The following is an 11,053-nucleotide window of genomic DNA, read 5'->3' as shown; positions in this document are numbered from 1 at the left end:
CTGCGGCCGCACGGGGGGCAAGGGGACGGGAAGGACGGGGCGCGGCGGCGTCGGGGCTGACGTCGCCATCGCCGGGCGCGGGACGACGCCGGGGCTTGGGGAAGAAGGACATGGTTTTCCTTTGGCGGCCTTGGGCGCGCCGTACGGACGAAGTGGGGAGCGGGGACCGGCGCGTGCGCACCGGCATGGGACGGCAGGCCGGTATGGGGCCGGTCGGGGCCGGGAAGGGGAGCGCCCCGGCAGGGACGCTCCCGCGACGGTTATTTGGAAGGCGGCGTGACCAGGGGCATGGCCTTGGGCGCGTCGCCGGCCGGGGGCATCTGGGCGTCGGGATGTCCGGCGCGGCCCATGGCGTGGCTCTTGCTGAAGCCCTGCCATTCCTCATGGCTGATGGCGCCGTCCTTGTCCTTGTCGATGGCGGTGAAGGCGCCGTCCTGCATCTGGGGGAAGAAAGCCTTGAATTCTTCCCGGCTGACGCTGCCGTCCTTGTTCTTGTCCATCATGGGGAACTTGTCCACCGGGGCCTTGCCCTCGCCCATGCCGGGCATGGCCAGGGCGGGAGCGGCGCAGAGCATGGCGGCGCAGAGCAGGCCGCCCAGGAAGCGTTTGTTCATGGTGACTCCTCGCTGAAAGCGTGGTTGGGGAGGATGGGGATGCGGGGGAAGGCGCCTTCCTGATCTTGGCAACGGGCCCCTCCCCCCTGAAAGCTCGTCCCGCTAGTCCTGCGGGCGCAGGGTGTACCGCTCGCCCTCGTCGCGCAGGCGGCGGATGAAGACCTGCAGGTCGTCGGGCTGGCCGGGTTTGTGGTCCTCGGGATAGAGCAGGGCCGACATGTAGAAGATGGAGCCGATGCGCAGGGCATTGCGCGCGCTGGCGGAAAAACGGTGCAGACGGTGCCCCACCTGATCCTGGAGCTGTTCGGGCAGGCCTTCGAGCCGGGCCTCGCCCTCTTCTTCCAGCGAGGCCAGCAGGCGGGCTTTTTCCTGCATGCGGGCGGTATAGGCGGGCGTATCGTCCATGACGGCCAGGGCGGCCTGCTCGGCCTGCATGACGCGGGCGTGCATCTCTTCCAGCCAGGTCACCAGGCGGGCCAGTTGCGGCGATATTTCCATAGGAACCTCCTTGCCGGGGACGGCCGCACGGGCGGCCGCCACGGGGCAAAAAAGGCCCGGCGCAGGGGCCGGGCCTCCATGACGGGCTTAATCCCAGTGGCGCTTGTCCTCGATGGGACGGATCTGCGGGGGCAGGCTGCCCGGGGCCAGGATCTTGAGCTCGGGGCGCAGCTTGATCTTCTCGCGGAACTGGTGCAGCAGCTCTTCCTCGCGCTTGAAGCCGCTGGTCTCGATGTAGAGTGTCATCTCGTCGATGCCGCCGGGGTTGGTGACTTCGATCTGCCAGCGCTTGACTTCCTCGAAGCGGCTCATGACCTGTTCCACCTGATGCGGGTAGACGAACATGCCCATGATGCGGGCGGTGGTGTCCACGCGGCCCACGATGTTGCCCAGGCGCGGGCTGGTGCGGCCGCAGGCGCAGGGGCTGCGGTCGATGTAGGAGAGGTCGCCCGTGGCCAGACGGATGAGCGGATAGGTCTTGTTGAAGGCCGTGACCACGATCTCGCCCACTTCGCCGTCCTTGAGCGGGATGCCGGTATCGGGGTGGCAGATCTCCACATAGCAGCGGTTGGCGATGTGCAGGCCGGTCTTGTGGAAGCATTCGTAGCCGATGCAGCCCACGTCGGCGGTACCGTAGCCCTGGCGCATGATGAGGTCGTATTTCTTTTCCATCTGGGAGCGCATCTTTTCGGACAGGCGCTCGCCGGTGACGAAGGCCACTTCGAGGAAGAGGTCCTTGCGCAGGTTCAGGCCCTTTTCCTCGGCCTTCTGGGCCAGGTGCATGAGGAAGCTGGGCGTGCCCACATAGCCGGAGACGCGCAGCTTCTGCATGATGTCCAGCTGGGTGGAGGCGTCGGAGGGACCGGCGGGGATGACCGCGCAGCCCAGGTTGCGCAGGGGTTCTTCGAACATCAGACCGGCCGGGGTCAGCTGGTAGTTGAAGGTGTTCTGCACGGCGTCGCCCGGACGGAAGCCCACGGAATAGAAGGCCTCGGTGTAGCCCCAGTAGTCCTCGCCGCGGTCTTCGGGGTCGAAGATGGGACCGGGGGAGAGGAAGATGCGCTTGAGGTCGCCGATGTCCTTGGTCAGCAGGCCGCCCAGGCGCGGGCCCATGGACTGCAGGAAGATGAGTTCCTTCTTCTTGAGGATGGGGATGTGCTTGATATCGGACAGGGTCTTGAACTTCTCCACATTGAACTGCGCGCGGTCGAAGCGTTTTTTGACGTCTTCGGAGTAGCGGTAGGCGTAGGAGAGCAGGTCCTTGAGCTGGATCAGGCAATATTGACGGCGTTCGCTTTCGTCGAGCACTTCACGGCGGCTGTAGATGCCTTCGGTACGGTCTTTACGAGTCATACGACCTCGCCTTGTAGAATTTTATTTGGGGCAGTTATTTACGCAACCTGGAGCATATTTGCAAGTATTATTTTATTTATTCAAATATAACAAGTGGTTACTTTGTATTTTCAGGCGTGGTGCGCATTGGCGCGGCAGCGGGGGAGGCGGCATCTTCCAGGCCGACGGCCGTGAGGGCGTGCAGCACCAGGGCCTTTGGGTTGCGGCGGCAGTACTGGTGCAGGGGGCTTTCGGCGCTGTCGAACAGGGCGAAGATGCGGTCCAGGCGCGCCTGGTCCTGCAGGGGGAGTTCCAGACCGGCACGGCCCAGGGCATGGCCGGCCAGCCAGAGGGAAAGGCCCAGCTGCTGCTCGTTTTCCGTCACCTGCTGCGGCGCGGGCGCGTACCACTGGGCGCAGGTCACGGCGGGCAGGAGCCTGCCCCTGTCGGGGCTGCGCCGGCGCTGGTCCAGGATCACGCCGGACAGGCCGTCCCGGGGATGGGCCGGGCACCAGGCCTCCAGCCTGTCCAGCAGGGCGGCGGTCTGTTCCTTGCCGCAGCGCACCTGCCCGGCCCGGGCGGCGGCCCAGCCGTCCAGCATCAGGACGACGCTCAGGGCGTTCTCGTTGCTGTCCAGATAGGTGGCGCAGGTCCAGGGCGCGGCCACGGGCGTGTAGCCCGCCTTGTCGGGCACGCCCTGGGGGGCGCAGGCCGCGAGGCAGCAGAGCATGAGGATGAGGCAGGACAGCAGGCGGGTCATGATCCCTCCTTGGTTGCGGTGGCGGCGGCCCGGCGTTGCCGGCGCTGTTCCAGGATGCGCCATTTGAGACTGTCGTAAACCGGCGCCGAATGCAAGGCGTTGGCCGTGAAGGCGGCCGCGAAGACCGTCAACAGGACGGCGGGCGCCAGATGGAAGGCGCCGCACATCTCCATGACCAGGGCCGCGCCGGTGAGGGGCGTGCGCACCGAGGCGGAGAACAGGCCCGCCATGCCCAGCACCAGCAGGGTGGCGGTCTGCTCCGGCAGCAGCAGGCCACTGTCGCGCAGGGGCGCGGCCAGCAGGGCCCCGGCCATGCTGCCCGCCAGCAGGATGGGCATGAGGATGCCGCCGGACACGCCCGAGGCGAAGCTCACGCAGGAAAAGGCGATCTTGCCCGCCAGCAGCAGGGCCAGGGCCGTGGCAGGCAGGCGCAGGTCTTCCAGTTGCAGGGTGGTCAGGCCCACATTGCCCAGGATCTCCGGCCAGAGGAAGAGCAGCACGGCGCAGCAGACGAAGGGGAAGGCGATGCGCACCGGACCGGGCAGCCAGCGGGCCCTGTCCTGCCAGAGCAGCAGGCGGATCATGCCGCTGTTGTAGACCGCCCCCAGCAGGCCGCAGCCCAGCCCGGCCAGCAGGGGCAGCCAGTACTGGCTCCAGTGCAGGCCCGGCAGCCGGGCAAAGGGGAAAACCAGGCCGAAGTCCAGGACCACGTCCACCATGAACCAGGCCGAGAGGGCCGAGAGGGCGGTGAAGAGCAGCATGGGCGGGGTCAGGGGCGTTTTCATCTCCTCGAAGGCGAAGAACATGCCCGCCAGCGGCGCGCCGAAAGCGGCGGTCATGCCCGCCACGCCGCCGCCCACCAGATAGCGGGGCCGGTTGGCGCGGCAGCGGTCGTGCCAGACGTAGCCCACGCCCGCGCCCACCGTGGCGCCCATCATGATGCAGGGGCCTTCGCGCCCCACCGAGAGCCCGGCGCTGAGGGCCGCCAGGGTGGCCACGAATTTGCACCAGAGCACCCGGGCCCAGCGCATGGGCGGCAGCTTGCCGGCGGCGATGAGCTCCACCTGCGGGATGCCGCTGCCGCCGATGAGGGGCTCGTAGCGCAGGAGCAGCCCGGCCGTCAGGGCCAGCAGGAGCAGGCCGGCCGCGAGCAGGGCCAGAGCGGGCGGACTGGAAGGGCCATGCCCGGCCACATGGGCGCGGATGGCCGTATTGATGAGGGTGTAGAGCCAGCGGAACAGGCCGATGACGCCGCCGGAGACCAGGCCCGTGAGCAGGGCCTGGGCCATGAGCGTCCAGGCGCCCTGGGCGCGCAGGGCGGCGGCTTCCAGCAGGAAGGGCGGCAGGGAGGGGCGGAAGGGCATACGGGTCCTGGAGCTGAAGGGAGTCGGGCAGACTTGCGGGGTCGGCTGCAAGTGCTTGGAAAATACGCAGGTTATGCTCTTTTTGCTGGGCACAGTATGGAGGCTGCGCCAAAAAAATTCAAGTTCTTGCCGAAAATCGAAAAAAAATGCTTGCCAAGCAGGGTCGAAAACTGTACAAGCATCTTCGTTGTGACGAACAACACCACCTCCCGCCGAGGTAGCTCAGTTGGTAGAGCAGGGGACTGAAAATCCCCGTGTCGGCAGTTCAATTCTGTCCCTCGGCACCAGGACGTCAAAAGGCTTGCAGCGAAAGTTGCAAGCCTTTTTCGTTATGGCGCGGGCCGCCCGCACTTGCGGCACCAGGGCTTTCCCTGCGGGCCGCTCCCGGTGCGCGGGCACCTTCCCCTTTCCCGCTCTTTCTTTCTCGTTTCCTTCGTTGGCCGCAGCCTGTGTGCATCTGCGTCACAGAGCCGACGGACGCGGCGTCCATCCGTGGGCCGGTCCCGTGACGCGGGGCTGGCTGGTATGTGTCAGGGCCGGCCGCTCCATGCCGCGAAGACGGGCTGTCGTGGTGCGCAGGGCCGGCCACCTGCGGTGTGCTTCACCGGTCTTCCCGTTCGCGAGGGGAATCGCGCTCACCATCCGTCCCGCGGATGACGTGCGCGGCTCTTCCGCTCTGCGGCGCAGGCGCGTGCTCCGCGTTCGCGTCATGGGAACAGCAGAGGCGGAAAGGACACGGGCTGTGTATCCTTTCCGCCTCTGTGAAGGGAGAGCGTCATTTGTCAGGCGTTCACGGCCTGCGGCCGCAGCCTGTCGTTAGCGGATGCCGGGGGATGGGGCTTTCCGGCCTCAGGCCCTGTCCGGGTCTTCCTGGCCGAAGACGCGCAGCGTTCCCGTTTCCCGCCACTGCTGCAGCAGGGCATGGACCGCGTCCCGGCCGTAGACCACATGCAATTCCACATCCACGCCCCGGCTGCGGGCGGCCTCCTGCAACGGAGCAAAGGCGGCGCGGGCTTCGTCGGCACTCTGCCGGCGCACATAGTCCGTAAATTCCGCCATGGCTCCGGCCGGAGCTAGTTGATCCACTTCACCGTAATGGCCCAGGTCGATGCCGGCGTCATAGACGGCATGGATGGCGCATCGGTCGTCGCAGGCTGCCGTCAGCAGGGCATCCGTATCCTGCGGGGGATGGGCGGCGGAGGCCAGGCAGCAGATCATGCGAGCGCCTTGGCCAGCAGGACCAGCAGGATGCCGCAGGTGATGACGATGATGTCCTGGCGTCTGCTCTTGGAGATCTTGTTCCACATATGCCTTTCTCCTTGTTCGTTACTTCAGGAAGCAGAGGACCACGATGAGGGCCAGGGCGGCCTTGGTGGAGGCCACGACGAAGCCGATGAGCGCCCCGGAGAAGCCGGCGGCCTTGATGTCGCGCAGGTGGGTGGTGAGGCCGATGCTGGAGAAGCCCAGCAGGAAGCACCAGTTCATGAAGGTGCTGGCCATCTTGGCTTCGGGCTTGCTCAGGAAGCCGAAGGTGTTGAACAGCACCACCGCCAGGAAGCCCAGCACGAACACGGGGAACTTGTCAAGGATGATGCGCATCTTGCTGGTATTGGCCAGCTGGGACTGCACCTTGGCGTCTTCGGCGGCCACCATGATGGCCAGCATCAGCACCACCAGGGGCAGGCAGATCACGCGGCCGATGTTGTACACGCCGGCCACGACGCCCGCATCATTGCTGAAGGAGAAGCCCGCTGCCAGCACCTGCGCCGAGTTGACGATGCCCACCCCGGCGAAGGCCCCGAACTGGTTGGCGCTGAGGTTGAACCAGTGACCGATGAAGGGGAAGACGAAGAGCGCCAGCAGGCCGAACATCAGGACCACGGCGATGGTGTAGGCGATGTCTTCATTCTTGGCCCGCACGGCGGGGGCGATGGCCACACAGGCCGAGACGCCGCAGATGGACAGGCCGGCGGCCAGACAGGCCCCCAGGGAAGGCGACATGCTGAGGCGGCGCGAGAGCCACATCAGGATGATGGCCGTGGTGAAGAGGAAGACGGAGATGATGATGATGGCTTCCGAACCGGTCTTGACCAGACCGGCGAAGGAGTATTTGCAGCCCATGACCACGATGCCGGTCTTGGTCAGGGTGGTGGAGAAGCGCAGGCCGTCCTTGAAGATGGAGTGGACGCCCACGGTGTTGCAGATGAGCATGCCGAGGATGATGGCCACGATGAAGTCGCTCAGGTTGAGGGCCTTCACAAAGGGGTGCAGCGCGATGAGACGCGGCGTTATGTACCACGAGAAGACGGCGACGCCCGCCAGCAGCAGGAGACCGGGCAGGGACGAGAAACACTTCTGGACAAACGACGGTTCTGGGCGTTCACAGCTGACCATTGTGGCACCTCGTGCGGTTTGTAACGTTATTTTACAAATTGTAATATTACCCTTGTTCAAAGAAAGGTAGCATATATTTCCGGTTTTGTATCAGCCTGGAACAAAAAATATTATTCACAACTCGACAGCGGATGGAGACAGGATTTCTTCAACGGACATGATATACAGAAAACAGGATTTTATTTTGTATATATCCATATTGTTCTGAATGGGATACAATGATGTTTACAGTGCTGTCTTATGCATGTCATGCGCAAACAAGAATACTGTTCAAAAAGCGCATCGGACCACGGACCGCAAAGAACAGGAGCGCGCAGCGCCGGGGCAGGCGCATGGCAGGGGATGGGGCGGAAAGGAAAAAAGCGCCGGGAGCGCAAGTATCATGGAATATTTTATGAAATTTTTTTTATCCTGCAAAAAAATGCCCCTGTCCGGCCCCTGGGGGCCCGCAGCGGGCATTTTTGAAAAATATCCTTAGATCCCGGTCTGTTTTGCCATAATGACACCCGGCGGCCCGTCCGCCGTACGGCCCGTCGGTCCGCAGGCTGTCCAGACGGGCACAAGGCCCGGACAGGGGGGCAGGCAGGGATGTACGCCCCTGTGTGCGGACAGCTCCGGCGGACTGCCGTCCCGTCGTGCCCTGCCCGGACGACTGCGCGTGTGTCTGCCGGCCGGGCCCTGTTCAGCATACCGGCCGGCCATACCCCCCGTGCCGCCCTGCCGCACCGTGTCAGGCCGCGCATGCGTCCGGCCCGCGGCCCCTGCCGCCGCAGACCGTCTGCCGGGGGCAGGGGCGTGCGGCATCAGCGCGGCATGGCCGCGCGCGGGGCCTCCCCCTCCGTCCGTCCTGCCGGATAGGGGCCGCGACCTTCTTCTTCGGCCAGCTGCTGGCAGTCGTGGCAGCGGCTGGCGCCGGGCACGGCCAGCAGGCGGGCAAGCGGGATCTCCTCGCCGCAGTCGGCGCACAGGCGGCGGCCGCCGCAGCCCAGGTCGGCCAGCAGGCCTTCCAGGGCGCGGATGCGCTCCACGCACAGACCGGCATGGCAGCGGGCCAGCTGTTCCGCCATCTCGTCGCGGGCGTTGTCCGCCTCGTCGCCGTGGTCGTGGGGCAGGGCCAGGGCGGCGCGCAGGCCGGCCAGCTGCTGCCGTTCCTGTTCTAGTTTGTCTTGCAGGGCATGTCGGGCATCGTACATGGGGCTTACCTCCGGGTCATGGCTTCCCGGCAGGATAGCCCGCGCCGCGCCCGCGCGCGTGACGCCCCGGTGACGTTTTCCCGGCGTCCGGGTGAAAAAAAGCCCCGGCTGGCGGGGCTGTGTGGCTTCAGGCCGTTTCCGGCCGCCGTCTGCGGCAGGCCGGGCGCGTCAGCGGCGGAAGCTGCTGACCAGTTCCACGGGGATCTCCTGCCGGAAGACCTTGCGGACCAGCTTGGCGCTGGCGCGCACCAGATCCAGTTCGATGGGGCACTCGTCCGGGGCGCGCAGCGAGAGCTGCAGGCCGCCGTCCTTGCGCGCTTCGAAGCGGACCGTGCGCACGATCTGGCGGTGGCTCTTGTCCATGCGCTCGGCCAGCAGCAGGAAGAGGGAGAGCAGGCGGATGCGTTCGCGGGTCTCCTCGTCGAATTCCATGAACAGGGGCACTTTCTTGGAGGGCCGCTTGCGGTGGAAGTAGGTCAGGGCGGCCATGATGTCCACTTCCTCGCGGGTGAAGCCCAGCAGCTCGGTATTGCGGATCAGGTAGTGGCTGTGGGCATTGTGGCGCGAGAAGGAGATGAAGATGCCGATGTCGTGCAGCAGGGCGGCGTAGTGCAGCAGCTCGCGTTCCTGATCGCCGGAAGCGTGCAGGCCCACGGCCCGGGCGCTGTCGAACAGGTCCAGGGCCAGGCGCGACACATGGCGGGAGTGGCGTTCCTCGAAGCGGCAGCGCCGGGCCAGGTGCAGCACGCTCTCCTTGCGCACGGGGTGGAAGCCGCCGTCGGCATGGGGCATGCGCGTGGCCAGATAGTCCACCAGGATGCCGTTCTGCAGGTTGCGGCTGCTGATGCGCACCGTGTCCAGGCCCTGGTCCTCCATGATGGTCTGGAGGATGGCCGCCCCGGCCACGATGACGTCGGCCCGGTTGGGATTGATGCCGGGCACGTTGCGCCGCTCCTTGAGGTTGCGGCCGCAAAGCTCCTTCACGGCGCGGCGCAGGCCCCGGTAGCTGAGCAGCTCGCGGGACTCCTGCGGAGCGCGGCCCGTGCGCGCGGCCTCCGCGGCGTCCAGGGCGGCGGCGATCTCGGCCAGGTTCTGGGCCGTGCCGGAGCTGGCCACGGCTTCCTCGATGACGAAGTCCGCGATGCGCTGGAAGGAGCGCAGGGCGTTGTTGCGGATGTAGGTCTGCAGGGCGCCGTAGCGCTTGGCGGAGATGGAACCGGCGTCCTTGTCGAAAAAGAGGTTGGACAGGCGCACGCAGCCCATCTTGAGGGAATCCAGGTTGCGGTAGCCCTCCGAATCGCCCACCACCAGTTCGGTGCTGCCGCCGCCGATATCGATGAACAGGCGCAGGCTGGTGGTATGGGCCAGCCCGCTGGAAACGCCCAGATAGATGAGGCGGGCCTCCTCGCGGCCGGAGACCACGCGGAAGTCGATGCCGGTCTTTTCCCGCACGCGGCGCATGAAGTCCGGGCCGTTGGCCGCGTCGCGCACGGCGGCCGTGGCGATGGCGATGACCTCCGAGGCCTCGTAGACGGCGCACATCTCGGCCATGCCGCGCAGGACGTCGATGGTGCGCGCCATGCTCTCCTCGCGCAGGTGTCCGGTCTCGAAGGCGCCCTCGCCCAGACGCACCATGTTCTTGACCTGGTTGAGCACCGTATGCGAGCCGTCCGGCAGGAGGCGCACCAGCATCAGGCGCAGCGAGTTGCTGCCCAGGTCGATGATGCCGACCACGCGTTCCCTGTCCGGGCCCGCCTGATCCGGGACTAGAGCATGGGACATACGCACTCCAGCTCCACGCCGAAGATGTGCATGAAAAGGTCGCCCTTGACCAGCAGGCGGTCCTGCTCGGGCGTGCAGTCGCCCGCGCCGCTCAGGGTCAGCACCACCTTGCCGGGGCGCAGCTCGACGCTCACGTCCTGCACGGCTTCCATATGGCGGTAGTCCAGGGCGTCGGCCATGCGGATGAGGGCCGCGGCCCGGCACAGGGCCTCGCGGTCCTTCTTGCCCAGGGCGCTGAAGCGGCGGTGCCGCGCGGCGGGCCAGGCCTTGCGGTGATAGCGCACCAGCTGGGCCACCAGATCGCGGTCCTCGGGCAGCAGGGGCAGGCTGGTGTCCTGTTCCACCATGCGCATGCCCTTCTTGTGATGCTCCTTGCGGCCCGAGACGAAGCCGATGTCATGCAGGCAGCAGGCCAGACGCAGGCGGTAGCCCCAGCGGCCCTCCAGGCCGTGCAGGGGGGCGAGCTGCTCGAAGAGCTGCTCCGCCAGATGGGCCACATGCTGGCCGTGCCTGCAGGTGGCTTCCAGTTCGGGGCTGCCCGGCAGCAGATGCTCCAGCAGGGCGGCGCAGGGCAGGTCCTCCGGTTCGGGAGCGGCGCTCCCGGGCGCGGCCAGTTTGGCCCGCTTTTTGGCTGTCTTGGCCTTGGCGGCGTCCTTGCCGGAGCCCTTCTTCCCGTCCGTGGCCTTCTTCCCGCCGTCCGCCTTGGCGGCCTTGGCGGCATCTTTCTTCTTGTCCGCGGCCGTCTTTTTGCCGGCGGGGGCCTTGTCGTCCGCAGGGGCCTTCCCGGCCGTCACGGCCTGCTTGCCGGCGGCGGTCTTTTTGTCCGCCTGCCTGTCCATCTTCCTGGCCGCGTCCTTCCGGGCCTCGGCGGCCTTGCGGGCGGGCGTGTCCGTTTCGAGATCATCGTCGTCGTCCGCGCTCCTGGCCGCGGCGGCTTCGACCGGCGCCTCACCGCCTGCGAGCGCCCGGGCGCCGGGGGCGTCCCCCGCCGGGGCGGTGGCCTCCTGCACGGTTTTGGCGGTTGTGGCCTGCTGTGCCGTGCCGCTCTTGGCGGCGGCGTGCTTTTTCTCCGGCGCGGTCTTGGCCGCCGTGCCCTGCACGCTCCCGGGGGCGTCG

General features: G+C 66.7%; 10 protein-coding genes and 1 tRNA gene. 1 reads left to right on the top strand and 10 read right to left on the bottom strand.

The genetic code is table 11. The annotated features are described in order from the left end of the window. Positions 1–260: 260 nt before the first annotated feature. From Q1X76_RS09315 to Q1X76_RS09295, 5 genes are all read right to left on the bottom strand, one after another. Positions 261–614 carry a hypothetical protein gene (locus Q1X76_RS09315; RefSeq protein WP_300719482.1) on the bottom strand — a complete coding sequence of 118 codons (354 nt, stop codon included), beginning with the start codon at positions 612–614 and terminating at the stop codon, positions 261–263. A gap of 102 nt (positions 615–716) precedes the next feature. Further along, positions 717–1,112: a hypothetical protein gene (locus tag Q1X76_RS09310; RefSeq protein ID WP_300719480.1), complete on the bottom strand. Its 396-nt coding sequence runs from the start codon at positions 1,110–1,112 to the stop codon at positions 717–719. Positions 1,113–1,199: 87 nt separating this feature from the next. After that, positions 1,200–2,465, bottom strand: a complete 1,266-nt coding sequence (locus Q1X76_RS09305; RefSeq protein ID WP_300719478.1) for an AMP-binding protein — start codon at positions 2,463–2,465, stop codon at positions 1,200–1,202. Positions 2,466–2,562: 97 nt separating this feature from the next. Continuing rightward, positions 2,563–3,204: a hypothetical protein gene (locus Q1X76_RS09300; RefSeq protein WP_300719476.1), complete on the bottom strand. Its 642-nt coding sequence runs from the start codon at positions 3,202–3,204 to the stop codon at positions 2,563–2,565. Then, positions 3,201–4,568, bottom strand: a complete 1,368-nt coding sequence (locus tag Q1X76_RS09295) for a chloride channel protein (protein WP_300719474.1) — start codon at positions 4,566–4,568, stop codon at positions 3,201–3,203. Before Q1X76_RS09295 ends, Q1X76_RS09300 begins: the two co-directional genes overlap by 4 nt. A gap of 211 nt (positions 4,569–4,779) precedes the next feature. Between Q1X76_RS09295 and Q1X76_RS09290 the strand changes: the two genes are divergently transcribed. After that, a tRNA-Phe gene (locus tag Q1X76_RS09290) sits at positions 4,780–4,855 on the top strand. A 562-nt stretch (positions 4,856–5,417) separates the two neighbouring features. Here Q1X76_RS09290 and Q1X76_RS09285 read toward each other — a convergent pair. From Q1X76_RS09285 to Q1X76_RS09265, 5 genes are all read right to left on the bottom strand, one after another. After that, positions 5,418–5,786: a hypothetical protein gene (locus tag Q1X76_RS09285; RefSeq protein WP_300719472.1), complete on the bottom strand. Its 369-nt coding sequence runs from the start codon at positions 5,784–5,786 to the stop codon at positions 5,418–5,420. Positions 5,787–5,894: 108 nt separating this feature from the next. Beyond that, a complete protein-coding gene (locus Q1X76_RS09280) occupies positions 5,895–6,962 on the bottom strand; it encodes a putative sulfate exporter family transporter (protein ID WP_300719470.1) in 1,068 nt (355 codons plus the stop codon). Between the two features lie 803 nt (positions 6,963–7,765). Continuing rightward, complete coding sequence (locus Q1X76_RS09275; protein ID WP_300719468.1) at positions 7,766–8,155, bottom strand: TraR/DksA C4-type zinc finger protein; 390 nt, start codon at positions 8,153–8,155, stop codon at positions 7,766–7,768. A 168-nt stretch (positions 8,156–8,323) separates the two neighbouring features. Continuing rightward, the gene (locus Q1X76_RS09270) at positions 8,324–9,937 is read right to left on the bottom strand and encodes a Ppx/GppA phosphatase family protein (protein WP_300719466.1); all 1,614 of its coding nucleotides are present in this window, start codon (positions 9,935–9,937) and stop codon (positions 8,324–8,326) included. Continuing rightward, positions 9,922–11,053, bottom strand: a 1,132-nt coding sequence (locus Q1X76_RS09265) for an HD domain-containing protein (RefSeq protein ID WP_300719464.1), incomplete at its 5' end; no start/stop codon positions are given. The genes Q1X76_RS09270 and Q1X76_RS09265, both read right to left, overlap by 16 nt.

The sequence above is a fragment of the uncultured Desulfovibrio sp. genome (assembly GCF_949282365.1).
Classification (GTDB): domain Bacteria; phylum Desulfobacterota; class Desulfovibrionia; order Desulfovibrionales; family Desulfovibrionaceae; genus Desulfovibrio.
Note: the sequence above shows the minus strand (reverse complement) of the source record. Positions and strands in the feature narration are given on the sequence as shown.